Source organism: Streptomyces sp. NPDC040718 (assembly GCF_055593565.1).
Genome location: NZ_JBVIXO010000007.1, coordinates 24,024 through 50,344, shown reverse-complemented (window position 1 = coordinate 50,344; position 26,321 = coordinate 24,024). Strand labels below are relative to the sequence as shown.

The window sequence follows — 26,321 nt, the reverse complement described above, 5'->3', positions numbered from 1 at the left end:
CCCCGGCGCGGCCCGGCCAACCACCGGCCGGGGACGTTCAGAGGAACATTTGAGGTTCCACGGCCGGAGCCGGGACCTCACGCCCCGCCAGGCCGGACAGGCCCAGCCGGTTCAGAGCCGGGCACGCAGGGCCGGGTGGTCCGAGACCACCGTGCAGGAGCCCGGGGCGATCTCCGTGAAGCCGGCGTCGCGGACCACGGGCAGGCCGCTGCCGCTCAGCTCCGCCCACCGCTCGCGCGGGGCCGTGCGTACCGCCAGCCGGAAACCGGAGGCCTGCCACAGGGCGCGTTCGGCCGCCGTCAGCTCCCACCAGGCCAGCTGCGCCGCGTGCCCGGCCTGGGCCATCGCCTTGCCCGCCGACATGGCGAGGTCCGGGTTCAGCCACAGCACCGGGATCCCCGGCTCGACCGGGCCCGCGGGCTCCGGGTCGTCGAGGTCGGTGCCGGAAACCTGGAGCTTGGCCAGCTCCTTGGGCCAGCCGTCCAGGGGGACCGGCGGGAAGACCCGCACCTCGGACGCCTCGCCCTCGACGGTGACGCCCGGCAGGGTCCCCGCCTTGCGCCACTCCGCCCCGCGCGCCCGCCGGACCACCTTGCGGATCCGCGCGTCCTGCCAGTCGCGCACCGCCCGGGCCCACTCGCCCCCGCCGTGCGAGCGCTCGTCCGTCAGCAGCACCAGCACCGCACGGGCCGCCGTCTCCAGCGCGTCGGTGCGCGCCGGCGGTTCGGTCTTCTCGATCCGCACCACGAGCGGCAGGACGAACTGCGGGGCCTCGTCGCGCAGGGCGTGCTCCCGCCGGAAGGGGCTGTCCGCGCCGACCGCGGGTACCTCTGTGGTCTCGTTCACGTGCTGGCTGCTCATCCCGCCAAGCATGCCAGCCTCCGCCTTCAGGAGGATGTCCCGGGTGGCCGGCGCGGGCGAGGATCGGGTCCATGAAGAGCGACCTTTTCGCGAGCGAGAACCTCGTCCAGCCCGCCACCGCACCGGGCATGACCCTGCAGAACGCCAAGTCCGTCAAGTACGCCGTCAACGGGGAGATGCTCGCCCGCCAGGGGTCGATGGTCGCCTTCCGCGGCAACCTCCAGTTCGAGCGCAAGGGCCAGGGCATCGGCGGCATGCTCAAGCGGGCCGTCACCGGCGAGGGCCTCGCGCTGATGTCCGTACGCGGTCAGGGCGAGGCCTGGTTCGCGCACCAGGCCGGCAACTGCTTCATCATCGACTTCGAGCCCGGCGACGCCCTCACCATCAACGGGCGCAACGTCCTGTGCTTCGATCCGACCCTGTCCTACGAGGTCAGGATGGTGAAGGGCGCGGGCATGACCGGCGGCGGCCTCTTCAACAGCCTCTTCACCGGCACCGGCAAGCTCGCCGTGGTCTGCGACGGAAACCCGATCATCATCCCGGTCACCGCCCAGGCGCCGGTGTACGTGGACACGGACGCGGTCGTCGGCTGGAGCGCGGCGCTGGAGACCGGGCTGCACCGCTCCCAGTCCGTCGGCTCCATGATCCGCGGCGGCTCCGGCGAGGCCGTCCAGCTGAAGCTGAGCGGCGAGGGCTTCGTCATAGTCCGGCCCAGCGAGCTCACCGAGACGGCGGCCGCGCACTGAAACTCACGGACGTGGGCCGCCGCTACGGCAGGCGGCGGCCCTGGGTACTGCGCGGGATCACGGCCGAGCTGCCGCCCGGCGCCCTGGTCCGGTTCGAAGGCGGCAACGGCGGCGGCAAGTCCACCCTGCTGCGCCTCGTCGCGGGCATCGACACCCCCACCGAGGGCCGGATCGAGGGCCGGCCGCCCCGCACCGCCTACGTCCCCGAACGCTTCCCGGCGGCCCTGCCGCTCACGGCCGGCGCCTACCTGGCCCACCTCGGCCGGATGCACGGCCTGACGGGAGCGCAGGCGGCCCGGCGGGCGGCCGAGGGACTGGAGCGGTTCGGCGCCGCCGCCCACGCCCGCACCCCGATGGCCGAACTGTCCAAGGGCACCAGCCAGAAGGTGGCCGTCGCCCAGGCACTGCTCGCCGGGCCGGGGCTGCTCGTCCTCGACGAGGCCTGGACCGGGCTGGACGCGCCCGCCCGGGCGGAACTGGACCGTGCCGTCGCCGAACGCACCGCAGCCGGCGGCACGGTGGTCTTCGTCGACCACGACCCCGCCCGGCTCGCAGGCCTGCCCGACGCCCGCTACCGGGTGCGCGGCGGCACCCTGGAGGCCCCGGCCGCGTCGCACGCCGCCGGGCCCGCGGGCACCGTACGGATCCACGCCGCCGGCCCGCCCGGCGCGGCCCCGCCCCCCGGCCTGGCCGCCGCGGCCGTCCCCGCCCCCGACGGCGGGGTCCTGCTGACCGTGGACGCCGCCCGCTCCGACGCCGTACTGCGCGAGCTGCTCACCGCCGGCCCGCCCTGGCACATCCGCGCCGTGGAGGAACTCCCGTGACCGTGACCGCCCTGCTGCGCTACCAGGGCGCCCTGCTGCTGCGCTCCCAGCACTGGATCGGCCCGCTCGTCGTGTACGCGGCGTTCCTCGCGGTCGGCATCCGCTCCGGCGACCCGGCGCTCGACGCCCTCGGCTACACGGCGGCCGGCCTGGTGCCGCTGAGCACCTGGCTGGTCCGGATCTGCGTCACCGCCGAACCCCCGGCGGCCCGGGCCGTCTCCGCCGCCGCGGCCGGCCCGGTACGGGTGCACGCGGCGGCCCTGCTGACCGCCCTGGCCGGAACCCTGCTCGCCGGGGCGGCGGGCACGGCCTACGCCCTGCTGCTCGGCGACCTCACGCACCAGCCCCCCGCCGGAACCGCGCTCGCCGGAGCGGTGGCGGTGGCGGTGTGCGCCCTGACGGGGGCGGCCGTGGGCGCGGTGTGCAGCAGGCCGCTGCTCCGCGGGCGGGGACGCGCCGTCCTCGCCGGGGGCGTGGGCTCGCTGCTGGCCTGGGTCGTGGCGTTCTCCCCGGCCCGCAGCGCGGTGTCCGCCCTGGTCGGGGCCGCCCGCTCGGACACCGCGCCGCTCCCGCTCGGCGCGCTGGCGGGGGCGCTGCTGCTGGCCGGGGCGGCGGGGGCGGTGGCCTGCCTGGTCAGCACGCGGCGGGGCTGACCGGGGCGGGCCGGAGTCGGCGGCGGGGAGGAGGAACGCTACTTCCCCATCAGCTCCGACACCTTCACGAAGCGGAATCCCCGCTTTCGCAGCTCGGGGACGATCTTCTGGATCGCCTGCTCGGTCACCGGGGCCGCGCTGCGCGTGCAGTGCATGACCACCACCGACCCGGGCTTCACCCCGGCCAGCACCTGCTCGGCCACCGCGTCGGGGTCCTTCGCGAAGGCGTCGCCGCTGACCACGTCCCACTGCACGGCCGTGACCTTCGCGGGGGTCAGGGCCTTCAGCGCCTGGTCGTCGTAGCAGCCGCCCGGGAAGCGGAAGTACGGGACGGTGTTGACCGCGCCCGCCTTCCTGAACGCCGCGAAGGCCCGCTCGACATCGGCCCGCGCGGCCTCGCCGTCCAGCGCGGGGAGCCCGTAGCAGGGGGACTTGAAGGCGTGGTGGCTGTACGAGTGGTTGGCGACCTCGAAGTTCGGGTCCGTGCCGATGGACTTGGCCTGGTCGGGGTACTCCTCGGCCCAGCGCCCGGTCATGAAGACCGTCGAGGGCACCTTCAGCCGGCGCAGGGTCGCGATCAGGTCCGGGTTGTCGAACCGCTCCCCCGAAGCGGCGCGCGGCCCCTGATCGGATGTCATGTCGGCGTCGAAGGTGAGCGCCACCGTCTTCTCGGAGCGCTGCCGGGTCCGCTCGAAGACGGGGGTCAGGCCGTTCGCGCCGGGGGTCAGGACCGGGACCCGCGCGGGCGCGCCGGGCAGCGGGGAGGCGGGGGCGGAGGGGGAGGCCTGGGTGGACGCGGTGGGGGAGCCCGAGGCGCCGGGGGTGGCCATGCGGGCCTGGCCGGCACCCCGGGGTGTGCTGTCGGGGCCGCCTCCGCATCCCGCGAGGGCGGCACCGAGCACGGCCAAGGCCGCTACTTTGCGTGCAGAAATGGTCACGTACGCAAAATATATGACTTTCCGATAAGAAGGCTGCGTGACAGGCGGTCAAGCGGGCGGAGAGGTCTTCCCGGACGTGACCGTCCGCGGGCGCACGGGCCTCATCCGGCCAGCAGGCGCTCGCGGCACTCCTGGACGTCGAAGCCGGCCGGCGGGTACTTCGGCCCGATCGCCTCCAGGTGCTCCAGCAGCAGTGTGCCGACCGCCCAGTTGCGGTACCACTTGCGGTCCGCGGGCACCACGTACCAGGGCGCCGCCTCCGTCGAGCAGCGCTCCAGCGCCAGCTCGTACGCCTCCCGGTACGCGGGCCACAGCGCGCGGTCCTCGATGTCCGCGGGGCTGAACTTCCAGTGCTTGTCGGGGTTGTCGAGCCGCGCCAGCAGCCGCTCGCGCTGCTCTTCCCGGCCGATGTGCAGGAAGACCTTCACCAGGGTCACGCCGTCGTCGGCGAGTGCCTTCTCGAACGCGTTGATCTGCTCGTAGCGCCGCTCCAGCCGGTCGGCCGGCACCAGCTCGCGGACCCGGGCGACGAGGACGTCCTCGTAGTGCGAGCGGTCGAAGATGCCGATCTCGCCCGGCTGGGGGAGGGCCTTCTCGATCCGCCAGAGGAAGGAGTGGGCGCGCTCCTCGCGGGTGGGGGCCTTGAAGGCCCTGATCCGGCAGCCGGACGGGTTGAACTGGCCGATCACGTGCTTGACCGTGCCGCCCTTGCCGCTGGTGTCCATGCCCTGGAGGACGAGCAGCAGCCGGCGGCGGTCCCCGGCGGTGCTGGCCGCGTAGAGCCGCTCCTGGAGGGAGGCCAGCGGTGCGGCCATCCGGGCGACGGCCTCGGCCGCGGCCGCCTTGCCGGACGGTCCGCCCGGGGTGGCGGAGGTGCCCAGCGCGGCGAGACCGACCCGTTCCCCGGGCGCAACCCGCAGCAGCGGCGCGACCGCCGGGCCCGGTCCCTCCCGGTTCCCTCCGGCCTCGCGGGCGTGCCCGGCTCCGCGGGTGCCCCCGGACTTCCGGGTGCCGCCGCCCCTCTTCTCCTTCTCGGCCACCGCTGTCCACCCCGATCCGGTCGGTTCCGTACGATCGTGCAGCACATCGGACGGCGGCGCGAGACGGCCGGTACCGGCCCGCGGATCACCGCCAGGGGCCGGTCACCGCGAACGTGGTGCCCGGCGCGTAGGCGTTGACGAACATCGTCCGCGCGTCCGGGGAGAAGGTGACCCCCGCGAACTCGCCCCGCTCCGGCGCTCCGGGCGCTCCGATGTCGTCCGCGTTGCGGGCGACCGGGTAGACCACCCCGCCCGGGGTGACGCCGAAGACGTACTGGTCGCCGCCGCCGTCCTCGCACACCATCAGGCCCCCGTCGGGCGCCAGGCAGATGTTGTCGGGGGAGTCCCCGGGCAGGGCCGTGTCCGCGGCCGGGCCGAAGAGCACCTCCAGCCGGAGCCGGCCGCGCACCGGGTCGTGGAACCAGACCTGCCCGTGGTGGTCGGCGGCGGCCCCCTCGCTGCCGCGGGCGTAGCTGGAGACGAAGTACACCCCGGTGCCTCCCCAGTAGCAGCCCTCCAGCTTCTGCGCGTGGGTGATCCCGCGCGGCCCGAAGTCCTGGAACCGGACCGGCGTCACGGCCGCGGCGGGGTCCGGTACGGGGACCCACTCCACCGGGAACTCCGCTCCCGGCTCGTCCACCGCCGACAGGTCCGCCACGCCGGGCACCCGCATCGCCTCCAGGACGCCGCCGGCCCGCAGGGAGCCCCGGCCGCCGAGCGGCAGCGCGGGCATGAAGCGGTAGAAGAGCCCGAAGGGCCGGACGAACGCGTCCTCGGTCTCGTAGACCACCCCCCGGTACGGGTCCACGGCGACGGCCTCGTGCGCGAAGCGGCCCAGCGCGGTCAGCGGGACGGCGCCGAGGCGGTGCGGGTCTGCGGGGTCCACCTCGAAGACGTACCCGTGGTCCCGGGAGTACCCCGAGTCACCGGCCCGGTCCTCGGTCTCCTCGCAGCTCAGCCAGGTGTTCCAGGGGGTGCGCCCACCCGCGCAGTTGACGGCGGTCCCGGCGAGGCCGACCCGTTCGGCGCGCACCGCGCCCGCCGGGTCCAGCTCCAGCACCGTGCAGCCGCCCAGTGCCCCGGGGTCGTAGGTGAGCCCGTCCACGGCCGGGACGCGCAGCGCGGCGGTGGCGCGGTTCTCGTGGTTGCGGACCAGGCGGAGCCGGCCGCCGCCCGCGCCGAAGGCGGCCATGCCGTCGCAGTTGGCCGGCACCGCGCCCCCGCCCGAGCGCAGCGGGTCCCCGGCGCGCGAGAGCACCCGGTACGAGAACCCGGCGGGCAGGTCCAGCAGCCCGGCCGGGTCGGGCAGCAGCGGCCCGTACCCCCGGGCGGAGGCGCGGGCCCGGCCCGGGGCGCAGAGCGCTCCGAGGGCTCCGCTGAAGGCGACCGCGCCGGCCGCGAGCAGGCTGCGTCGGGTGACGGACATCGGCAACTCCCCGCTGGACCACTGGAGATGTGACCGGCCCGTGGTACCACGCGGGGCGTCCGCGCCCCGCGCGACGCGTGCGCGCACCCGTCCCCGTCACCCCACCGGGCCCCGGTACCGCGCGGGCCCGGCGGTGGTGACGGCGGAGGGGGATCAGGCGAGCTTGGCGCTCAGGGTGATCGTCGTACCCGTCAGGGCCTGGCTGACGGGGCAGTTCTTCTTCGCGTCCTCGGCGGCGGCGACGAAGGCGTCGTTGTCGATGCCCGGGACCTCGCCCTCCACCGTCAGGTGGATGCCGGTGATGCCCTCACCCGGCTGGAAGGTGACGTCGGCCTTGGTCTCCAGGCGGGTGGGAGGGGCGCCCGCGCCCGCGAGGGCGTGCGAGAGGGCCATCGAGAAGCAGCTGGAATGGGCGGCGGCGATCAGCTCCTCGGGGCTGGTCTTGCCGTTGGCCGCCTCCGAACGGGCCGGCCAGGAGACGTCGTACGAGCCGAGGCCCGAGGAGTCGAGGGAGACGACGCCCTTGCCCTTGAGGAGGTCGCCTTCCCAGACGGTGTGCGCGTGACGCGTGGTGGCCATGGTGATCCCTTCGCAGAAGTGGAAACGGCCGGGCCGCGAGAAGCGACCCGGCCGTGCCAAACCTACTGGGAGACCAGGGGTTTCGCGTCGCGGGCGAGGGCCGTGAGCCGCGATATGGCTCGGAAGTACTTCTTCCGATAACCCCCGTTGAGCATCTCTTCACTGAACAGCCGGTCGAAGGGCACCCCGGAGGCCAGTACCGGCACCTCGCGGTCGTACAGCCGGTCGGCCAGCACCACCAGGCGCAGTGCCGTCGACTGGTCCGGCACCGGGACGACGTCGGTCAGGCAGACCGCCGCTATCCCGTCCGTCAGTGCTCCGTAGCGGCTCGGGTGGACCTTCGCCAGGTGGTCCAGCAGGCCCGGGAAGTCGTCGAGGCTCGCGCCCGGGGTCGCGTACGCGGCCTTCGCGACCTGCTCGTCGGAGAAGGGCGCCGGTGCTTCGGGCAGGCCGCGGTGGCGGTAGTCCTGGCCGTCGATGCGCAGCGGCCGGAAGTGGGCGGACAGCCCCTGGATCTCGCGCAGGAAGTCGGCGGCGGCGAAGCGGCCCTCACCGAGCTTGCCGGGCAGTGTGTTGGAGGTGGCGGCCAGCGCCACGCCCTGCTCCACGAGGCGGCTGAGCAGGGAGGACACCAGCACGGTGTCGCCCGGGTCGTCGAGCTCGAACTCGTCGATGCACAGCAGCCGGTGCCCGCCCAGGGTCTGCACGGTCTGCTGGAAGCCGAGCGCGCCGACCAGGTTCGTGAGCTCGACGAAGGTCCCGAAGGCCTTGAGCGCGGGCTCGGCCGGGGTGGCGTGCCAGAGCGAGGCCAGCAGGTGGGTCTTGCCGACGCCGTAGCCGCCGTCGAGGTAGACCCCGCGCGGACCGGGCGCCGGGGCGGGGGCCTTCTTCTGGAACCACTTCCGCTTGCCGGCACCGCTGGCGTGGGCCCCGCCCAGGCCGGCGGCGAAGCCGCTCAGCACGGTGACGGCCTCGGCCTGGCTCGGCTGGGTGGGGTCGGGGTTGTAGGTGTCGAAGCGCACCGAGTCGAAGCGGGGCGGCGGCACCATCTCGGCCACCAGCCGTTCGGCGGGCACGCGCGGTGCGCGGGCGCACAGGGCGAGCGGGCCCGCGTCGGCTATGGGGGGCTGCCCGGAGGCAGGACCAGAGGTGGAGAGTGATGTTGACACAGCTCTTAACTCTACGGGGCGTGTCACACTGCACCGATGCGACGCCTGTTCCCTGTGACCGATCAGACATCCGCCGCTCCCGGGGACCCGGCCGACCCTGCGTGGCCGTCCGGCGACCGGGAGTGGTCGCTGGACGAGCTCGCCGACGCCTACGCGTATCCCGAGCTGGCCCCCGGCGCCCACTGGCTGCGGGCCAACATGGTCTCCACCCTGGACGGCGCGGCCCAGCACGACGGGCGCTCCCAGCCCATCTCGGGCGAGACCGACATGCGGATCTTCGGCACCCTGCGTGCGCTGGCCGATGTGGTGGTCGTGGGGGCGGAAACGGTTCGCCAGGAGGGCTACCGCCCGGCGCGGGCCCGGGAGGCCTTCGCGGCCCGCCGCGCTGCCGCGGGGCAGGGCCCCGCCCCCGCCATCGCGGTGGTCACCGCGAGCCTGGACCTGGACTTCTCCCTGCCCCTGTTCACCTCGCCCCTGGTCCCGACCCTGGTGGTCACCGGGGCGGGCGCCCCCGCCGGGCGGGTGGCCGAGGCGGCCGCGGCCGGGGCCGAGGTCGTGGTGGCGGGAGAGGGCTCCGGCGCGGACCCGGAGCGGGCGGTGCGGGAGCTGGCCGCGCGGGGGCTGCGCCGGCAGCTGACCGAGGGCGGGCCCCGGCTGCTGGGGCAGTTCGTGGCGGCCGACGTACTGGACGAGCTCTGCCTGACGATCTCCCCGACGCTCACCGCCGGCGGCGCCCAGCGGATCTCCGGCGGGCCCTCCGTCACGGTCCCCCACCGGCTCGCGCCCGCCTGCGTACTGGAAGAGGCCGGGTTCCTGTTCACCAGCTACCGTCGGATCTGACCAGGGGCGGAATTTCTCGTTCCGCTTAGCTTCCGACGGGCACATACCTGGGCACACATACTCGCGAGGCCCCGCGCGCAAGCGGGGCAGGATGGTTTCCGCAGGGGCCGGCCGACCGGCCTCGGCCCATGAAGGAGAGGGCGTCCGTGTTCACGAGCGTATTGATGATCGAGCAGCCGCTGACCACGGTGGACGTGGACTTCGTCACCACCCTGCACGGAGACGACGCCGTCTCCTTCTTCGTCCTCATGCAACCCAGGGGTGACCAGGACCGACTGCTCCGCGCCATCGACGACGTGGCGCTCGGCGAGCTGCCCGAGGCCATCCACGAGGCCGACGTCCCCGAGGGCGAGGCCGCCCGGGGGCCCGCCGCACAGGCGCTCGAACACTCACTCGCCGCCCTGCGCGCCAAGGGCGCCAAGGCCGTCGGCCAGATCGTCGAGGACCACCCGCTCGACAAACTGAAGGCCGTCGTCGACGAGACCGGAGCCGACGAGGTGATCGTCCTGACCGCCCCCCACCTCGTCGAGGAGTTCTTCCACCGCGACTGGGCCTCCCGCGCCCGGCACAAAGTGGAGGTTCCGGTGCTCAAGCTCTTCGCCCACAACGAATAGGCTGGGGCGGACACACCCCGCGGGCCCACCCCGGGGGCCCACCCCGCACTCGATCCTGGAGCGACCTGAATGAAGCCCGGCCTGCCGACCGCGATGGAACGGCCCCACTTCATCGGCATCGGCGGCGCCGGCATGTCCGGCATCGCGAAGATCCTCGCCCAGCGCGGCGCGCAGGTGGCCGGCAGCGACTCCCGTGACTCCGAGACCGCCCAGGCGCTGCGCGCCCACGGGGCCACGGTCCACATCGGGCACGCCGCCGGCCACCTCGCCACCGACGCCACCTGCGTCGTCGTCTCCAGTGCCATCCGCGCCGACAACCCCGAGCTGGCCCGCGCCGCCGAGCTCGGCATCCCGGTCGTGCACCGCTCGGACGCCCTCGCCTCCGTCATGGACGGCCTGCGCCCGATCGCGGTCGCCGGCACCCACGGCAAGACCACCACGACCTCGATGCTGGCCGTCGCGCTCAGCGCCCTGGGCCTGGACCCCTCGTACGCCATCGGCGGCGACCTGGACGCCCCCGGCTCCAACGCCCACCACGGCGAGGGCGACGTCTTCGTGGCCGAGGCGGACGAGAGCGACCGCAGCTTCCACAAGTACACCCCGCAGGTCGCGATCATCCTCAACGCGGAGCTCGACCACCACGCGAACTACGCGTCGATGGACGAGATCTACGAGTCCTTCGAGACCTTCGTCGGCAAGATCGTCCCCGGTGGCACCCTCGTCGTCGCCCACGGCCAGGAGGGCGCCGCCGAGATCGCCTACCGGGTCAGCGGCAACCCCGAGCTGACGGTCACCACGTACGGCGAGCACGAGGGCGCCGACGTCTGGATCCGGAAGGTCACCCCGCGGGGCCTGACCAGCGAGGTCTCGGTCGTGATCGACGACCGCGAGATCGTCTTCACCGTCTCCGTGCCCGGCCGCCACTACGCCCACAACGCCGTCGCCGCCCTCGCCGCCGGCATCGCCCTCGGCATCCCGGCCGACGACCTGGCCGCCGCCCTCGGCAAGTACACCGGCGTCAAGCGCCGCCTCCAGCTCAAGGGCGAGGCCGCCGGGGTCCAGGTCATCGACTCCTACGCGCACCACCCCACCGAGATGACCGCCGACCTGGAGGCCATCCGCGGCGCCGCCGGGGACTCCCGCATCCTGGTCGTCTTCCAGCCCCACCTCTTCTCCCGCACCCAGGAACTGGGCAAGGAGATGGGCCAGGCCCTCGCCCTGGCCGACGCCTCCGTCGTCCTCGACATCTACCCGGCCCGCGAGGACCCGATCCCCGGCATCACCAGCGAGCTGATCATCTCCGCCGCCCGCACCGCCGGCGCCGACGTCGCCGCCGAGCACGACAAGGCCGCCGTCGCCGAGGTCATCGCGGGAATGGCCAAGCCCGGCGATCTCGTTCTGACCATGGGCGCCGGCGACGTCACGGATCTGGGCCCCCAGATCCTCGCGCGGCTGTCCAGCTGAGGGAGCGGGAGCGTCATGGCGTACGAGGTCCAGAAGACGGACGAGCAGTGGCAGGCGGAACTGACCCCGTCCGAGTACCAGGTGCTGCGCCTCGCCGGCACCGAGCCCGCCTTCCGCGGTGAGTACACCGACACCAAGACGGAGGGCGTGTACTCCTGCCGCGGCTGCGGCGCCGAGCTCTTCCGCTCCTCGGAGAAGTTCGAGTCGCACTGCGGCTGGCCGTCCTTCTTCGACCCGAAGGACACCGAAGCCGTCGAGCTGAAGGCCGACACCACGCACGGCATGGTCCGCACCGAGGTCCTCTGCGCGAAGTGCGGCTCCCACCTCGGCCACGTCTTCGAGGGCGAGGGCTACCCGACCCCCACCGACCAGCGCTACTGCATCAACAGCATCTCCCTGCGGCTCACGCCGACCGAGGGCTGAGGTAGTCCTCCAGGGTCCGCCGCGGGGTCCAGCCCTGCGCGCGGGCCCCGGCCAGGTCCAGGACCACCGGGTGCGCCAGCTGGTCCACCGCGCAGCGGCTCAGGGCCGGCTCGGTGCCGGTCAGGCGGGCCAGGGACTCCGCCGCACGGGCCGCCGCCCCCGCCACCGGCAGCGGGAGGTGGCGGATCCGCGCCCGCACCCCGTGGGCGCGCAGCACCGCCGTGACCGCCGCGTCCCGCGCGTACGGGGCCGCGTCCGCCACGTTGTACGCGCCCGGGGCCCAGCCGGGCGCCGCCAGGCAGGCGTCCGCCAGGTTCTCCACCGCCGTCAGGCTCAGCTCCACGTCCGGGCCCGGCAGCAGCAGGGTGCCGGCGCGCACCCGCGACAGCAGACGGGGCAGGAGCTGGGTGTCGCCCGGGCCGTAGACCGCCCTCGGACGCAGCACCACCGCGCCCGCCGCCAGGGCCAGCGCCTCGCCCGCCGCCTTCGTACGGCCGTAGGCGTTGAGGTGGTTCGCCCGCGGATGGTCCTCCGTGACGCGGGCCCGGCCGCGGCGCGGATCGTAGACGCTCGCGCTGCTCACCCACACCACCGGCCGCCCGGCCGCCGCGCGCAGCAGCCGCGCGGTGCCTTCCACGTTCACGGCGCGCATCTCCGCCTCCGCCCGCGAGCCCGGCGCCGGATCGCCCACCGCCGCAGCACAGTGGACGACGCGGTCCACCCCCGACAGGTCCGGCCCGGCCGACGCCGCGTCCCAGAACCGGTGCTCGCCCAGCGGGCCCGGCCGGCGGCCCAGGCAGACGACCGAGTGGCCGGCCGCGGCCGCCGCCCGGGCGACGTGCCCGCCGCAGAAGCCGCTCGCGCCGGTGACCGCGATCCTCACGAGGCCGCCCCGGGCCGTGTCTTTCGGATCAGGCCGGGCCCGCGGCGTCTGGTGCCGCGGGCTGATCCGGCCTGATCCAGAAGACACGACCTGAGCGTCAGCACGCGCCAGCCCGGCAGGGCCGCGCGCCGGTCCACCCGGGAGCGTGCCACCACCGGCCGGTACCCGGCCAGCGCCTCCAGCACGTCCTCCAGCAGTACGGTCGCCAGCCGGGCCCCCGGGCACACGTGCGGCCCCGCCCCGAACACCAGCCGCGCCACCCCCGCCCCCGCCGGGTCCCGCCCGTCCGGGTCGCGCAGGTGAGCCCCCGCCGCGTGCCGGGCCACCAGCAGCAGCCGGTCCCCGCCCCGCACCGGGCAGCCCCCCACCGACCCCGCGCCCGCCGCGACCCGGGGCAGCACCGGCGAGGCCGCCGTCACCCGCAGCAGCTCCTCCGCCAGCCGGGGCCGCAGCCCCGCGTCCGCGGCCTGCCCCCACAGCCCGGCGTCCGCGCACCAGGCGACCGCCCGGGGCACCGCCGCCACGGTGGTGTTCACCGCGGCCACCGCCACCATCGCGTCCAGGGCGTCCCCGTCGCCCAGCAGGCCCCGCAGGCGCTCCGCCGCCCGGGCCGCGCCCGCCGCCGCCCCGGGCCTCGGCGGGCCCGGCAGGTGGCCGCGCACCGAGGCCGACGCGGCCTCCGCGGCCGCCTCCGCGAGCGCCGCCGGCTCGGCCGCGCAGCCCAGCAGGGCCGCCGCCACCGACCCGGCCAGCTCCCGCGCCAGCGCCACCACGTCCACCTCCGCACCCCGGCCCAGCGGCGCGAGCCCCCGTACCAGCAGCGGCCGCCACAGCGCGCGCAGCTCCTCCACCCCGGCCGCGCCGAGCCCCTCCGCGATCGAGCGCCGGCCCGCCCGGTGCCCGCCGCCCTCCTGGTCGAACAGCACCCCGCCGGCCCCGCGCAAGGCCTCCCGCGCGGCCCCGCCCGTGGTCCCGGCCGCCGTCCGGTCCAGCGGGATCCGGGTCAGCGCCTCCCGGTAGGCGCCGGCGTCGTGCACCAGCACCGTGGCCCCGATCCGGCGCACGGACCGCCCCCGCGTGGCGGCGAGCAGCCCGAACAGCAGCGGGTGGCTGCGCAGGTAGACCCGGCGGTCGCGCCGGCGGGCCCGGGCATGGCTGGTCATCGGACGTGGACCTCTTTCGTGTCGGTGGGCCGGTAACGCCGGTCCCAGTACCAGAGCAGGGTGCGCCGCGCACCCCAGGAGCGCAGCCGCCGCAGGCTGTTCTGCACCACCAGGTGTTCGGCGCGCACGACGCGCGCGCTGTGCTCGCGCGCCCGGTTGAGCAGGGTGACGTCCTCCGAGCCGTCCTCCAGCCGCTCGCGCGGCGTCCCGCCGCAACGCACGTACAGCTCGGCGGTGATGCCGAGGTTGTGGCCGTGGCACAGCACGTACGGGGCGAGGTAGCGGGGGCCGCGGTGCGCGGACCGCCACCGCCCGTACAGCGCCGACAGCCGCACCAGCGCGGGCAGCAGCCGGGCCTCGGCGAACGTCGGCCGCTCGTCGCGGCGCGGCACGCTCCGCCCGCACAGCAGCTCCGCCCCCCGGCCGAACTCCGCACGGGCGACCGCCGTCCAGTTCCGGGCGGGCAGGCAGTCCGCGTCCGTGCGCAGCAGCAGGCGCGCCCCGCCGCGCACGGCGTGCCGGAAGCCGGTGTCGGCGGCGGTCCCCGCCCCCGGCTCGGGCTCGTGGACCAGCTCGACGGGGAAGGGGGCCGAGCGCGCGAACTCCCGTACGATCCGGGCCGTCCCGTCGGTGGAGGCGTTGTCGACGACCACCAGCCGGAACCCCGTGTCCCGCTGCGCGGCCAGCGCCGCCAGGGTCCCCCCGATCGACCCCGCCTCGTTGTACGCGGGGACCACCACCCACAGGCTCACCCCCGGCTCCCCGGAGCCGTCACCAGCCGGGCCGCCAGCGCCGACACCGCCGCCCGGTCCGCTTTGCGCGAGCGCCCCGACAGGGGGATCCGCGCGAACAGCAGCGCGTCCGGCCGGGCCGTGCCCATCCGCCGCAGCGGCTCGGACAGCGCGGCCCGCAACGCCGGTTCGGGAACTCCCGGCTGCGGCTGGACCACCGCCACCAGCCGCTCGTCCCCGTCGCCCGCCGGGACCCCGACGAGCACCCCCAGCTCCACCCCCGGCACGTGCAGGGCGGGTTCGTACAGGCCCGGGTAGATGTTCTCCGCCCGGCGCAGCACCATGTCCTTGCAGCGGCCCTCCAGCACGATCCGGCCGGCCCCGTCCAGGCTCGCCCGGTCACCCGTCGCCACCCACGGATCGGGCTCCTCACCCAGGTAGCGGTCCCGGGCCGCGGGCCCGGTCAGCAGCAGCTGGCCGGACGCGTCCAACGCGGTCCGCACCCCGGGCAGCGGGGCGCCCACCAGGTCCCCCGCCCCCTCGAAGGCGGCCTTCTCCCGGGACTCCACCGCGGCCGCCGGGAACAGCTCGGTCAGCGCGTACACCCCCCACGCCTGCTCCGCGCCCGCCTCCCGGACCCGGCCCAGCAGGCCGGCGCTCGCCGGAGCCGAACCCGTCCACACCCGGCCCCCGAACCGGGCGCCCGCGGCGAGCGCGTCCCGCAGCTGCGGCGGCGTCAGGTACGTGTCCCCCGGCCGCAGCCGCGCCAGCTGCCGGGCCAGCGTCGCGGGGGAGCGGGCCGGCAGAGCCACCGGCGCCCCGCGCGTCAGCGAGGGCACCAGCACGAAGAAGGTCCCGCCCAGCACGGGCCCGTCGGCGCCCCCGTCGAACAGCTCCGACACCGCCTCCATCCCGGCGGCCAGCCCCGCCCGGGTGTGCACCACGGCCCGGGGCCGCGAGGTGGTCCCGGAAGTGAACACGATCACCGCGTCGCCATCGCCCTCGTACGCGGACGGCACCCCCGCCCGGGACGCCCCCCGCTCCAGCGCGGGCGCGCACCCCGGCAGCCGCGGCCCCACCGTGGCCACCGGCCCCAGCGAAGCCAGCTCCGGCAGCTCCAGCGCCGCCCGCCGGGCCAGCGGCCGGGCCCACCCCGCCACCGCCTGCGCGGCGCCGTCCGCCAGCACCAGCGCGGGCCGCGCCAGTCCCAGCCGGGCCCGCAGCACCTCCGCACCGGCCCCGGGGTCCAGCACCGCGCCGCGCAGCCCGAGCCGCCACAGCGCGAGCAGCACCGCCAGGGCGCGCGGCCCGGGCCGCACGGCGACCCCGACGGTGTCCCCGGCGCGCAGCCCGCGCGCGTACAGCGCGGCGGCGAAGTCGTCGGCCAGGTCGGCGAGTTCACCCCGGGTGGCGCGCACCCGGGTACCGCCCGAACGGGTCGCGGAGAGCACGGCGGGCTGCTCGGGCCTGGCCCGCAGCGCCCCTTCGAGTCGGTCCAGCATCAGCGGGGGTCGTCCGTTCCGTGCGTGCCGCTGCCCTGGTCGAGGTACCAGCGGGCGGTTCCGGCGAGGCCGTACGCGCGCAGCCGGCGCGTGGAGTTCTCCACGACCATGCCCCGGCAGCGGGAGATCCGGTCGGTGTGGCGGCGCACCGCGTTCAGGAAGAGCCGGTCCGTCGGCGACGGGCGCCGCGGCATCCCGCCCACGGCCAGGTACAGCTCGGCGGTGATGGCCATGTTGTTCCCCGCGTGCATCCGGTACGGCGCCCGGAAGCCGTGCCGTCGGCCGTGCTCCGGCCGCAGCCGCCCGAACAGCGCGGCCAGCGCCACCAGCCCGGCGAAGCCGGCCCGCCCCAGCGGCCCGTGCTCGTCGCGCCGGGCCGTGACCCGCCCGCACACCAGCCCCGGCCGGTCCAGCAGCGCGGCCCGCGCCGCACCCGCCCAGCCGGGGCGGGGCAGGCAGTCCGCGTCCGTCCGCGCCAGCAGGGTCGCGCCGCGCCCGATCGCGTACCGGAACCCGGTGTCCACCGCCGAGCCGACCCCCTTCTCCGGCTCCTCGATCACCTCCACCGGGAACGGCGCCCGCGCCGCGAACTCCCGCGCGATGGCGCCCGTACCGTCCGCCGACGCGTTGTCGACGACCAGCAGCGTGAAGTCCCGGTCGCGCTGCGCGGCCAGCGCCCGCAGGGTCCCGGCGAGCCGCGCCTCCTCCTCGTGAGCGGGCACCACCACCCACATCGGCGTGCTCACGACTTCTCCCAGACCATCGTCATGATGCTGATCCCGCCGCCCAGCCCCACGAACAGCACCCGCTCCCCGGCCGCCAGCCCCGGGAATACCCGCTCCAGCTGCACCCCGATGCTCGCGCTCGCGACGTTCCCCAGCTCGGGCACCGTCACCACCAGCTTCTCCGCCGGCACCCCCGTCAGCTCCGCGAACCGCTCCAGGTACGGCACCGTCACCTGGTGCACCAGCACCTTCGCGAATCCGTCCCAGTCCATGCCCGTCCGGTGCAGCGTCCGGTCGATGACCGCCGTCCCCACCTTCTCGAACACCCCGCGCAGCTCGTGCCCGTCCCCCTGGAAGTACGTGTACGCGTCCCCGCGCGGGTGCCGCGACCCGCCGCCCGGGATGCCCCCGACCTCCCAGTGCTCCGAATGCGTCTCACTGTCCACGTCCAGGATCCCGCCGCGCTCCACCTCCTCCAGCAGGACGGCCGCGCCCGCGTCGCCGAACGTGTAGCCGGCGAAACCGCTGCGGAACTCCGCGAAGTCCTCGGGGTCCCTGCGCACCGCCCGGCTCGGGGTCTCCCCGGTGACCACCAGCGCCCGCCGGGCCCGCCCGGCGAGGAGCATGCTCCGGGCGAGGTCGATCCCGTTGACGAAGCTGTTGCAGGCGTTGGTCACGTCCACCGCGTGTGCCCTGGAGCCCAGTTCGGCCTGCACGATGTGCGCGGTCGCCGGCTCGACCAGGTCCCGCGAGGCGGAGGCGAAGACCAGCAGGTCCACGTCCACCGGGGTGAGCCCGGCCGAGTCCAGCACCCGCCGCGCCGCGCCCACCGCGAGCGTGGACGCGTACACCCCCGGTGCCGCGACCCGCCGCGAGACGATCCCGGTGGCCTGTGTCAGGAGCCGCGCGGGCAGCGCCAGCCCGCTGCGCCGGGCCACCTCCCGCTGGAGCTCGTCGGAGGACAGCACGTCCTCGGGCAGCAGGCTGCCGACGGCGGTTATACCGACGCGCGGCCGCGGATCACAAGACTGTATGGACATGCCCCAACGATGGCGATCCGGCCGCGCCCGGGCCTGAGTACGGATGCTCAGTTCCCTTGTGGGGACGCTGAGTAGGACCCCCGTCCACCCGCCCAGAGGACGCGGCGCCGAACCCCGGGACACCGCGCACGGCTTTCCGTATCGTGGTCCGACCGGCCACACCCACGGGGGAGGGCACATGGCGGACGGCAGAGCCTTACCCGGACTCGTCACCTACGGGGACGACGCCACCAACCGGCTGCTGAGCGCGGCCGCGCACCTGGACGAGGAATTCGCGCACAGAACGGCGGCCGACCTGACCGGGGACCGGCTGGAGGCGCTCGGGCCCGCACTGGGCGTCGACCTGGTGGCCGTGGCCCGGCACGCCCGCGCCGCGACCCGCCGCACCGGCCTGCGCGACGCCCTGCTGACAGGCCTCCTCGCGATGCTGGCGGGCGGCGTCGTGCTGCGCGTCTACGCGAGCGCCACAGGCGGGTCCGATCTGCTGCTGGGCCTCTCACGCTCCGCGCTCGCGGGCGGACTCCTCGGCGCCTGGCTGCTGGTGCTGGCCGCCGAACACCGGGCGCGGACCATGGCCCTGCGGACGATCGGGACCAAGGGGTACCCCGGAGGGCTGGTCCCGCCGCTCGCCCCGGCGGTCGAGACCGCGTTGCGCGAGCAGGAGCGGGCCAACGCCGTTCCGTACCACGAGGAGACGGGGCACGACACGCCGTTCGTCGGCAGCGGCCGGGCCTTCCTGGAGCGGGTCTGGCAGCCCATCGACGTCAGCACGCCCGCCGCCGGCCCCGCGGGCGGGCCGGCGCCGGAGATCGTCCCGTTCGACGTGGTCGAGCTGCACGAGTTCGTCGCCCGGCAGATGGGCACCATCGCAGGTCTGGAGGGGCTGCGCACCCAGGACCGGCTGTACGTGCTCGGCACCCGGGTCGGCTACGCGGGCCCGGAGTTGCTGCCCGACCGGCTGCGGGCGCCGAGCCCGGTCGTCCCGCAGGAGCTGGTGCGGGCGGCCCTGACCCGGCCCGGTGCGGGCATGCGCACGTACCTCTGCATGGAACGCGCCGGTGAGGGAGGCCGGGTCATCGTCTCCATGCACCTGAGAGCCCGGCTCCAGCACCCGAGTCTCACCTGGGAGCTGGCCGCCTACGTCATCCCGCCCCTGCGGGAGGAGTTCGAGGAGGTGCGCACGCTCCGGCTGGACCCCTTCGGCCGCTGGTCCACCCTGTTCGCCTCCGGCACCGGCCGCTTCCTTCCCCTCCTGTTCAAGGCCCCGGTCCGGCTGCTGCGCAGGGGCTGGGAGCGGGGCCTGCGCCGGGGCCGGCTGCGGTACTGGCGGTGGGTCATCGGCAGGCGGCACGCCGAGTTCGACTACGGGGCGACCGGCGGGATCCGCGAACGGGCCGGCGACTGGGAGCGGATGGGGTTCACCGAACAGACGGACGCGGTGGACTTCTTCCAGCGCCTCCAGCAGGGCGTCCTCACCGCGACCGAGCGGTTCCTCAAGGCCCACAACGTCGACACGAGCTCCTTCGAGGAAGCCCGGCAGGTCATCAACCACCACAACTACAACTTCCAGGGCCACGTCAACGGGCCGGCCAACTTCGGGGCGGGCGGCTCGGTGAACATCTCCGCCACCGGCCCGCTGACGGGCCCGGCCAAGCCCGGCCCGCCCCCGGCCGGCGGCCCCGGGCCCTCCCCGGCGCCGGCCTAGTGCTGAACCCGGCCAGTACCGTACCCACCGCACCGGAAGAGGAGCCGCGCATGGGCACGTACAACTTCCACGGGAACGTCAACGGCCCGGGGAACTACGGCGACGACGGCGTGATCAACATCGGGCGGGAGGACGACGCCGCCCGGGTCGTCCGGCTGGCCGCCGAACTCGCCCGGTGGCTCACCGACCGGGACGCCGGCCCGGAACGCGTCGACGCGGCGCACACCCTGCGCGGCGAACTGGAAGAGGCCGGCCGGGACCGGCGTGCCCCTGAACCGGGGCTGGTCCGGCGCAGCCTGGAGACCATCACCCTCGGCCTGGGCGCCGGCAGCGTCGGCCTGGCCCTCGCCCAGCAGATCAGCGCCGTGCTCGGGGGGTGAGGGCCCGCAGGGCGCCGCGCAGCCGGTCCGCGGCGGACGGGCGCCGCCAGGCCTGGAACTCCCGGGCCCGGTGGCCGTCGTGGCGGGCCAGCTCCCGTCCGGCCGCCGCCAGGTGCGCGGCCGGCAGCTCCCGCACGAGCGGCCGCAGCACCCCTTCGAGGAGCTCCGTACGGGTTTCCCGCCACAGCGGACCGGCCTGCGGCTGCGTCGACCAGGCGGCGTAGCAGGAGGCGAGGTAGCCCGGGTCGCTCCGCAGCCGCTCCGCCACCGGGGCGGAGCGGGCAGCCTGCCGGTACGCGGCCAGCAGTCCGGAGTCCTCGCCGCCGGCCAGGGCCCGCAGCGCCGACTCCTCGGGCCCGTCCTGCGCGAGCAGCCGCCCGGACACCGCCGCGTACGCGGCCTCCCGCGCGCCCGGCTCCGGGGACAGGGCCCCCAGCTCCAGGGCCCGGCGCAGCCCGTCCCCGGCCGGACCGCCCGCGCGCAGGTCCCGGACCAGTTCCCACAGCAGCAGCGCGGGACGCGGCCCGTCCGGCAGCTCCGTCCCGAAGTGCCGCAGCAGCTCCGGCGCGAGGTCCGCGGCCGCGCCGTCCCCGGCGGGCGCAGCCGCGGCGGCCCGCACGAGCAGCTCCCAGGTGCCGGCGTCCCGGTGCACGGCGGCGCCCGTCGTGGCCAGCAGCAGCCCGGCCTCGGCCGCCTCCGGCGGGTGCCCGCCCCAGACCAGCCGCATCCCGGTGCGCAGCACGAGCGGCTCGGCGTACAGCGAGACCCCTGCCTCCCGCAGCAGGGCGTCCAGCGCGACCACCCGGTCGGCGTGGGCGTCCGGGGCCTCCGCCGCCCGGGCGCACATCCGCAGGTGCGGCAGCGCCTCCGCCGCGCCCAGCCGCAGCCCGGTCCGCTCGAACAGCCGGGCCCCGGCGGCCGGATCGCCCGCGGCGAGCGCGTCCAGCCGGTCGAGCACGAGGGCCCGCAGTACGGGCAGCTCCGCCAGCGAGTCCCGCTCCCGCTGCCCGTACGCCCGCTCCGGGTCGGTGATCAGCGCGTGCGCCAGCCGGCGCGCCACGTCCGGCAGCGGCTCGCCGCCCGTCGCCCGCGCGGGTACGCGTACGCCGCCCCCCGCGGGCCCGGCCCCGGCCGTGCCGTCCCACCCGGCGGCCGCGTCCCGGGCGGCCGGCTCCAGCGGGATCCCGGCGGCCAGCGCCAGCGAGGCCAGCGGGCCCGCCGCGTACGGCTCCGCGGGCAGCTGCCGCACCCGTGCGAACAGCTCGGGCCGCTCCGCCAGCCACACCGCCGCCGCCGTCCGCGCCCACAGGTCCCCGCACTCCCCGGGAGCGCCCGCCCCCGCGGCCCCGTACACCCGCCACGGCCCCGGCTCCGACGGCTCGTCGCCGGGCAGCACCCCGACCAGCCGCTGCGGGGCGAGCAGCGGCCGCCGGGCGTACGTGGTGAAGGTCAGCCACTGTCCCCGCTCGTGCGGCAGGACCCCGCAGGCCAGCATCACCCAGCGGGCCACGGCCGCGCTGTCCTCCTCCACCAGCAGGACGCGCGGGGCGTCCGGCTCCTCCGCGGCCCGCCGCACATCGGCGAAGAACCCCGCGAGCCACGGCCCCCGGGCGGCGACGAAGGCGGCCAGCGCCGCCCGGTCGTGCCGGCCGGGCGCGGGTATCCGCTCCAGCGGCGGGGGCGGCCCGCCCGCCGGGGTCCGCTCCTCCCACTGCGCGGAGCCCCAGGCGGTGACCGGCAGCGGCCGCGCGGGGCCCGCCCCGGCGGCCTCGGGCAGGTGCACGGCGTGCGCGTGGAAGCCGTCCCCGGACCCGGAGCCGCCGCCGTACCCGGAGTCGAAGTCGAAGCCCGCGCCGGTGTGCACGGCACGGGACAGCAGCCGGCTCCCGTCGGAGAGCAGGCTCAGCGACAGCGCCTCGGGGAACCCGGCGGACGGCGCTTCCCGCGGCGGCTCGTACCGCAGGAGCGGCTCCGCCTCGCGCAGCAGCTCCCCGCCCACCCCCGGGGTGACGGAGGTGAAGCCGGAGCCCTCGGGGCCGCCCGCGTAGTGCAGCTGGGGGAGGCTCACACCCGGCCCCCCGCCCGGCCGGAGCCCGCGCCGATCCGGACTGACGTGACGTCAGGGTCTGTTGTGCGGGGCGTGGTTGCCCGTACCGTACCGGCAGCGGAGCGCACGGCACGTCCCTTCACGTCCCCCGCCATCCGTCTGCGCCCCCCGTTGCAGTGTGTGGAGGCCATTCCAGCAGACATCCGGGCCGTCCGGGAGCACCACCCCCCACGGCCTTCCGTTCGCCCGCTGTACGGCCCGACGTCAGACGGGGATCTCCGTCCGGTACCCCGGGACCGCTGTCCTTGGGACGCCCCTCGATCCCCCCTCACCCCCCTATGAGGTCGTCACCCATGGCTGAACTCAACCGACGCAGGTTCCTCCAGATCGCCGGCGGCACGGCGGCCGCCGCGATGCTCAACGAGAGCATCGCGCGCGCCGCCGCCGTCCCGGCGCAGGGCAGCACCGGAACCATCCAGGACATCGAGCACATCGTCGTCCTCATGCAGGAGAACCGGTCCTTCGACCAGTACTTCGGCACGATGAAGGGCGTCCGCGGCTTCGGAGACCCGCGGCCGGTGCTCCAGGACAACGGAAAGTCGGTCTTCCACCAGTCCAACGGGACGAAGGACATCCTCCCCTTCCACCCGCAGGTCAACGACCTGGGCATGCAGTTCGTCGAGGGCCTGAACCACGACTGGGCCGGCGGCCACCAGGCCTACAACAACGGCAAGTACGACAAGTGGGTCCCGGTGAAGACCGCCACCACCATGTCGTACATGACCCGGGGCGACATCCCGTTCCACTACGCCCTCGCCGACGCCTTCACCGTCTGCGACGCCTACCACTGCTCCTTCATCGGGGCCACCGACCCCAACCGCTACTACATGTGGACGGGCCACACGGGCAACGACGGCACCGGCGGCGGCCCGGTCCTCGGCAACCAGGAGGCCGGCTACGGCTGGAAGACCTACCCGGAGCGCCTGGAGGCCGCCGGGATCTCCTGGAAGATCTACCAGGACATAGGCGACGGCCTGAACGCGGCCGGCTCCTGGGGCTGGATCGGCGACGCCTTCCGGGGCAACTACGGGGACAACTCGCTGCTGTACTTCAACAACTACCGCAACGCCCAGCCGGGCAGCGCCCTCTACGAGAAGGCCCGTACGGGCACGAACGCGAAGGCGGGTGAGGGCTACTTCGACAGGCTGCGCGCGGACGTCGTGGGCGGCACCCTGCCCCAGGTCTCCTGGATCGCGGCGCCCGAGGCCTTCAGCGAGCACCCGAACTGGCCGGTCAACTTCGGCGCCTGGTACATCTCGCAGGTGCTGGACGCGCTGACCGCGAACCCGGCGGTGTGGGCGAAGACGGCCTTCTTCATCACCTACGACGAGAACGACGGCTTCTTCGACCACGTCGTACCGCCGTACCCGCCGGCGTCCTCCGCCTGGGGCCTGTCCACGGCCGACGTCACCCGCGACCTGTACGCCGGTGGCGGCGGCTACGCGGCCGGCCCGTACGGCCTCGGCCCGCGCGTGCCGATGATCGTGGTCTCCCCGTGGAGCAAGGGCGGCTACGTCTGCTCCGAGACCTTCGACCACACCTCGGTGATCCGCTTCATGGAGAAGCGCTTCGGGGTGCAGGAGCCCAACATCTCGCCGTGGCGCCGTGCCGTCTGCGGCGACCTGACCTCGGCCTTCGACTTCACCCGGGCCGACGCCACCCCGGCCGCGCTGCCCTCCACGGCCGGCTACCTCCCGCCGGACCACAACGCGCACCCCTCCTACCACCCGGTCCCGCCGGCGACGGGCGCCCTGCCCAAGCAGGAGGCGGGCTCCAAGCCGGCCCGCGCGCTCGGCTACAGCCCGTACGTGGACGGCTCGCGCGCCGTCTCCACCGGCAAGTTCACGCTCACCTTCTCCTCCGGCCCGAAGCTCGGCGCCCACTTCCACAGCACCTCGGGCAACCGTACGGACGGCCCCTGGCCCTACACGGTCGAGGCGGGCAAGACCCTCTCGGACACCTGGAGCACCAGCAGCTCCACCGGCAACAAGATCGACCTCACGGTCTGGGGCCCCAACGGCTTCCTGCGCACCTGGAGGGGACCGGCGAAGAAGGCCGGCCCCGAGGTCACGGCCCGCCACGTGGACGCCACCGGCAACCTGGCCCTGACCCTGGCCAACGGGGGCACCGCCGCGGTGAACCTCACGGTGACCGACGCCTACGGCGGCGCCGCCCAGACCTTCAAGGTCAACCCGGGCGCCACCGTCTCCCACACCGTCGACCTGCGCGCCTCGGGCCGCTGGTACGACGTCTCGGTGGTCTCGGACGCCGACGCCGGCTTCCTGCGCCGCTTCGCCGGACACGTGGAGACGGGCGCCCCCAGCGTCTCCGACCCGGCGATCAAGACCGTCTGATCCGGTCGTCCGGTGTGCGCAGCAGCCGCCGCTCCAGGACCGCCAGGTCCCCGGGGCGGTGGCTGCGGGCGTGCCGGAGCAGCAGGTCACGGGCCGTGTCGGGGACGCGGCGGCGCTTGGGGTGCCGGGTGGTGAACTCCTCGCTCGCGAAGAACCGCACCGCCCCCTCCGGCCCCGCCCGGTCCGTCTCCCGCACCGCCCAGGAGAGTTCCGCGGTACCGACCCCGGCCGGCGGCCGGCGGGGCGGTTCGGTCGGCACGGTGTGACCGTAGGCCGGATGGGCAGAACGTACGGCGTCGGTTTCCACCACCCCCGTCACCGAGGGAGAACGCATGCCCATCGCCCATCGCCGGATCGGCACCGGACCCGTCCGCGTCATCGTGCTGCACGACTGGTTCGGGACCTCCGCCAACTGGGGCTCCGTGCTCGACTACCTCGACCCGCAGGGGTTCTCGTACGCCTTCCTCGACTACCGGGGCTACGGCGAGCGCCGGGACGTCCCCGGCCGCTACAGCCTCCCCGAGATCGCCGACGACGTCCTCGCGCTCGCAGACGAGCTGGGCTGGGACACCTTCTCCCTGCTCGGCCACTCCATGGGCGGCAAGGCCGCCCAGCAGGTGCTGGCCCGCGCACCCGAGCGCGTCGAGAAGCTGATCGGGCTCACCCCCGTCCCCGCCGGGCCGTACGCGATGGACGAGGCGACCCACGCGCTCTTCTACGGGGCCGCCGAGGACCCCGGCAAGCGGCGGACCATCCTCGACCTGGTGACCGGCAACCGGGCGAGCCGCCACTGGCTGGAGCGCATGGTCGGCCACTCCCTCGACGTCTCCCGCCCCGAGGCCTTCGCCGGCTACCTCGCCGACTGGCAGCCCCGCGACCTGTTCTCCGCGATCAAGGGCAGCACCGTGCCGGTGCTCGTCCTGGTGGGGGAGTACGACCTGGCCCTGACGGCCGAGGTGATGCGGGCCACCTGGCAGGCCTCGTACCCGAACTGCAGAATCGTCACGATCCCCGGCGCCGGCCACTACCCGCCCCACGAGACCCCGGTGGCCTTCGCCACGGAGGTCGAGGCCTTCCTGCGCGGCTGACCCGCACCGGGAAAGCCCGTAGGGGGTACGAGGCGAACCTCGTACCCCCTACGGGACCAACAGGGTGAGTGACGGGACTTGAACCCGCGGCCACCTGGACCACAACCAGGTGCTCTACCAGCTGAGCTACACCCACCACGAAGGGCGGCGGACCGCCCGTTCGTTGTGCATGCACAGCATAGCCGATCCGCGGGGTGGTCCCGCGACGGGTTATCCGGCGGTCCGGCCGCCGCCCGGACGCGTCCCCTCCGTGCGGCGCGCGGCGCGGGCGACCGCCGCGACGGCCAGGGCGCGGATCACCGGGTGCGGCCGCGACCCGTCGCCGGAGAGCTCCGGCTGGAAGAGGGTGGCCAGGAAGAACGGGTGCCCCGGCAGCTCCGCCATCCGCGCCCGGCCCTCCTCGTCGTGGCCCGACAGGCGCAGTCCGTGCGCGGCGAGCACCGGCAGGTGGCCGGCCGCGGGGCCGTAGTGGCAGTGGTAGCGCTCCGTGGACCGCTCCGCCCCGAGCGCCGACTCGGCCAGGGAGCCCGGCTCGGCCCGTACGACCGCCTCGTGCCCGGCCAGCGAACAGGCCAGCCGGGCGATCAGCGGGTCCTCCGCCCCGGGGTCGTTCTCGGCGTGCGCGGCCCCCGCCAGCCCGCACACGTGCCGGGCGTACTCCAGCAGCGCGTGCTGGAAGCCGCCGCACGTGCCGAGGAAGGGGACGCCGTCCTCCCGGGCCACCCGGATCGCCGCCAGCGCCCCCGCCTCGCTCGCGTACGGGCTGCCCGGCAGCACCCACACGGCGTCGAACCCGGACAGGGTCCCCGCCGCGGCCTCCGCCTCCGCGGCAGCGGTCGGGATCCAGCAGGCGTCCAGCACCAGCCCCTCGCGCGAGGCCAGCGCGTCGAGGAGGAGCGGGATCCGGGTGTGGGACTCCACGTGCGGGGAGCGGTCGCCGACGAGGGCGATCCGGGCGACGGTCAGCGGTGCGGCGGACGCGCCGTGGGGCATCTGTGCGGTGGTCATGCGGATCATCCTGCGACCCGGTCCCGGTTCAGCGCCAACGATTGTTTCCGGAGCATCG

26 protein-coding genes and 1 tRNA gene are annotated in these 26,321 nt (G+C 75.4%); 11 read left to right on the top strand and 16 right to left on the bottom strand.

The annotated features are described in order from the left end of the window. Window positions 1–111 precede the first annotated feature (111 nt). Window positions 112–861 carry an aminoacyl-tRNA hydrolase gene (locus ACZ597_RS19475; RefSeq protein ID WP_471331495.1) on the bottom strand — a complete coding sequence of 250 codons (750 nt, stop codon included), beginning with the start codon at window positions 859–861 and terminating at the stop codon, window positions 112–114. A 71-nt stretch (window positions 862–932) separates the two neighbouring features. On the opposite strand from ACZ597_RS19475, the gene ACZ597_RS19470 reads away from it, so the two are divergent. The 3 genes from ACZ597_RS19470 to ACZ597_RS19460 are packed head-to-tail and all read left to right on the top strand — an operon-like array spanning window position 933 to window position 3,084. Further along, on the top strand, window positions 933–1,607 hold the full coding sequence (locus ACZ597_RS19470; protein WP_471331492.1) for an AIM24 family protein: 675 nt from the start codon (window positions 933–935) through the stop codon (window positions 1,605–1,607). Continuing rightward, window positions 1,604–2,431, top strand: a complete 828-nt coding sequence (locus ACZ597_RS19465) for an ATP-binding cassette domain-containing protein (RefSeq protein ID WP_471332025.1) — start codon at window positions 1,604–1,606, stop codon at window positions 2,429–2,431. Before ACZ597_RS19470 ends, ACZ597_RS19465 begins: the two co-directional genes overlap by 4 nt. After that, entirely contained in the window at window positions 2,428–3,084 is a 657-nt protein-coding gene (locus tag ACZ597_RS19460) for an ABC transporter (protein WP_471331489.1), read from the top strand. The genes ACZ597_RS19465 and ACZ597_RS19460 overlap by 4 nt, the downstream gene beginning before the upstream one ends. Window positions 3,085–3,122: 38 nt before the next feature. Here ACZ597_RS19460 and ACZ597_RS19455 read toward each other — a convergent pair whose 3' ends face one another. The 5 genes from ACZ597_RS19455 to zapE form a co-directional block, all read right to left on the bottom strand. Next, window positions 3,123–4,022: a polysaccharide deacetylase family protein gene (locus ACZ597_RS19455; RefSeq protein WP_471331486.1), complete on the bottom strand. Its 900-nt coding sequence runs from the start codon at window positions 4,020–4,022 to the stop codon at window positions 3,123–3,125. Between the two features lie 101 nt (window positions 4,023–4,123). Further along, on the bottom strand, window positions 4,124–5,062 hold the full coding sequence (locus tag ACZ597_RS19450) for a polyphosphate kinase 2 family protein (protein WP_471331483.1): 939 nt from the start codon (window positions 5,060–5,062) through the stop codon (window positions 4,124–4,126). A gap of 85 nt (window positions 5,063–5,147) precedes the next feature. Continuing rightward, window positions 5,148–6,488: an alkaline phosphatase PhoX gene (locus ACZ597_RS19445; RefSeq protein WP_471331481.1), complete on the bottom strand. Its 1,341-nt coding sequence runs from the start codon at window positions 6,486–6,488 to the stop codon at window positions 5,148–5,150. 153 nt (window positions 6,489–6,641) lie between these two features. Then, entirely contained in the window at window positions 6,642–7,067 is a 426-nt protein-coding gene (locus tag ACZ597_RS19440; RefSeq protein WP_471331479.1) for an OsmC family protein, read from the bottom strand. A 62-nt stretch (window positions 7,068–7,129) separates the two neighbouring features. Continuing rightward, window positions 7,130–8,236, bottom strand: coding sequence for a cell division protein ZapE (gene zapE, locus ACZ597_RS19435; RefSeq protein WP_471331476.1), 1,107 nt, complete (start codon window positions 8,234–8,236; stop codon window positions 7,130–7,132). Between the two features lie 36 nt (window positions 8,237–8,272). Between zapE and ACZ597_RS19430 the strand changes: the two genes are divergently transcribed. The 4 genes from ACZ597_RS19430 to msrB all read left to right on the top strand — a co-directional run bounded on the left by ACZ597_RS19430 (window position 8,273) and on the right by msrB (window position 11,577). Beyond that, window positions 8,273–9,076, top strand: coding sequence for a pyrimidine reductase family protein (locus ACZ597_RS19430; RefSeq protein ID WP_471331473.1), 804 nt, complete (start codon window positions 8,273–8,275; stop codon window positions 9,074–9,076). A gap of 146 nt (window positions 9,077–9,222) precedes the next feature. Continuing rightward, a complete protein-coding gene (locus ACZ597_RS19425; protein WP_471331471.1) occupies window positions 9,223–9,690 on the top strand; it encodes an indole-3-glycerol phosphate synthase in 468 nt (155 codons plus the stop codon). Between the two features lie 69 nt (window positions 9,691–9,759). Next, a complete protein-coding gene (gene murC / locus ACZ597_RS19420) occupies window positions 9,760–11,154 on the top strand; it encodes a UDP-N-acetylmuramate--L-alanine ligase (RefSeq protein ID WP_471331468.1) in 1,395 nt (464 codons plus the stop codon). Between the two features lie 15 nt (window positions 11,155–11,169). Continuing rightward, window positions 11,170–11,577, top strand: coding sequence for a peptide-methionine (R)-S-oxide reductase MsrB (gene msrB, locus ACZ597_RS19415; protein ID WP_471331465.1), 408 nt, complete (start codon window positions 11,170–11,172; stop codon window positions 11,575–11,577). Here the strand turns inward: msrB and ACZ597_RS19410 are convergent. The 6 genes from ACZ597_RS19410 to ACZ597_RS19385 are packed head-to-tail and all read right to left on the bottom strand — an operon-like array spanning window position 11,558 to window position 17,621. Then, window positions 11,558–12,460 (bottom strand): NAD-dependent epimerase/dehydratase family protein, encoded by a 903-nt coding sequence (locus ACZ597_RS19410; protein ID WP_471331463.1) that lies wholly within the window; start codon window positions 12,458–12,460, stop codon window positions 11,558–11,560. The two genes, msrB and ACZ597_RS19410, sit on opposite strands and share 20 nt — an antisense overlap. Continuing rightward, window positions 12,457–13,623 carry a cytochrome P450 family protein gene (locus tag ACZ597_RS19405; protein WP_471331462.1) on the bottom strand — a complete coding sequence of 389 codons (1,167 nt, stop codon included), beginning with the start codon at window positions 13,621–13,623 and terminating at the stop codon, window positions 12,457–12,459. The genes ACZ597_RS19410 and ACZ597_RS19405 overlap by 4 nt, the downstream gene beginning before the upstream one ends. Continuing rightward, entirely contained in the window at window positions 13,620–14,375 is a 756-nt protein-coding gene (locus tag ACZ597_RS19400) for a glycosyltransferase family 2 protein (protein ID WP_471331459.1), read from the bottom strand. Before ACZ597_RS19400 ends, ACZ597_RS19405 begins: the two co-directional genes overlap by 4 nt. Further along, window positions 14,372–15,856: an AMP-binding protein gene (locus ACZ597_RS19395; protein ID WP_471331456.1), complete on the bottom strand. Its 1,485-nt coding sequence runs from the start codon at window positions 15,854–15,856 to the stop codon at window positions 14,372–14,374. Before ACZ597_RS19395 ends, ACZ597_RS19400 begins: the two co-directional genes overlap by 4 nt. Beyond that, complete coding sequence (locus ACZ597_RS19390) at window positions 15,856–16,602, bottom strand: glycosyltransferase (RefSeq protein ID WP_471331454.1); 747 nt, start codon at window positions 16,600–16,602, stop codon at window positions 15,856–15,858. Before ACZ597_RS19390 ends, ACZ597_RS19395 begins: the two co-directional genes overlap by 1 nt. Continuing rightward, on the bottom strand, window positions 16,599–17,621 hold the full coding sequence (locus ACZ597_RS19385) for a 3-oxoacyl-ACP synthase III family protein (protein ID WP_471331452.1): 1,023 nt from the start codon (window positions 17,619–17,621) through the stop codon (window positions 16,599–16,601). The genes ACZ597_RS19390 and ACZ597_RS19385 overlap by 4 nt, the downstream gene beginning before the upstream one ends. 178 nt (window positions 17,622–17,799) lie before the next feature. Here ACZ597_RS19385 and ACZ597_RS19380 point away from each other — a divergent pair, with 178 nt between their 5' ends. Together ACZ597_RS19380 and ACZ597_RS19375 are read left to right on the top strand one after the other, a co-directional pair. Further along, a complete protein-coding gene (locus ACZ597_RS19380; protein WP_471331449.1) occupies window positions 17,800–19,326 on the top strand; it encodes a hypothetical protein in 1,527 nt (508 codons plus the stop codon). Window positions 19,327–19,376: 50 nt separating this feature from the next. Then, entirely contained in the window at window positions 19,377–19,706 is a 330-nt protein-coding gene (locus ACZ597_RS19375) for a hypothetical protein (protein ID WP_471331446.1), read from the top strand. On the opposite strand, the gene ACZ597_RS19370 is transcribed toward ACZ597_RS19375, so the two are convergent. After that, window positions 19,684–21,774, bottom strand: a complete 2,091-nt coding sequence (locus ACZ597_RS19370) for a GTPase-associated protein 1-related protein (protein ID WP_471331443.1) — start codon at window positions 21,772–21,774, stop codon at window positions 19,684–19,686. The two genes, ACZ597_RS19375 and ACZ597_RS19370, sit on opposite strands and share 23 nt — an antisense overlap. Window positions 21,775–22,106: 332 nt before the next feature. On the opposite strand from ACZ597_RS19370, the gene ACZ597_RS19365 reads away from it, so the two are divergent. After that, window positions 22,107–24,167, top strand: a complete 2,061-nt coding sequence (locus tag ACZ597_RS19365) for a phosphocholine-specific phospholipase C (RefSeq protein ID WP_471331441.1) — start codon at window positions 22,107–22,109, stop codon at window positions 24,165–24,167. Here ACZ597_RS19365 and ACZ597_RS19360 read toward each other — a convergent pair. Continuing rightward, window positions 24,154–24,426 (bottom strand): hypothetical protein, encoded by a 273-nt coding sequence (locus ACZ597_RS19360; RefSeq protein ID WP_471331438.1) that lies wholly within the window; start codon window positions 24,424–24,426, stop codon window positions 24,154–24,156. The two genes, ACZ597_RS19365 and ACZ597_RS19360, sit on opposite strands and share 14 nt — an antisense overlap. A gap of 73 nt (window positions 24,427–24,499) precedes the next feature. Between ACZ597_RS19360 and ACZ597_RS19355 the strand changes: the two genes are divergently transcribed. Next, window positions 24,500–25,255 carry an alpha/beta fold hydrolase gene (locus tag ACZ597_RS19355; protein WP_471331435.1) on the top strand — a complete coding sequence of 252 codons (756 nt, stop codon included), beginning with the start codon at window positions 24,500–24,502 and terminating at the stop codon, window positions 25,253–25,255. A 63-nt stretch (window positions 25,256–25,318) separates the two neighbouring features. On the opposite strand, the gene ACZ597_RS19350 is transcribed toward ACZ597_RS19355, so the two are convergent. Continuing rightward, window positions 25,319–25,391, bottom strand: a tRNA-His gene (locus tag ACZ597_RS19350). 74 nt (window positions 25,392–25,465) lie between these two features. Then, the gene (locus ACZ597_RS19345; protein WP_471332022.1) at window positions 25,466–26,221 is read right to left on the bottom strand and encodes a CTP synthase C-terminal region-related (seleno)protein; all 756 of its coding nucleotides are present in this window, start codon (window positions 26,219–26,221) and stop codon (window positions 25,466–25,468) included. Window positions 26,222–26,321 lie beyond the last annotated feature (100 nt).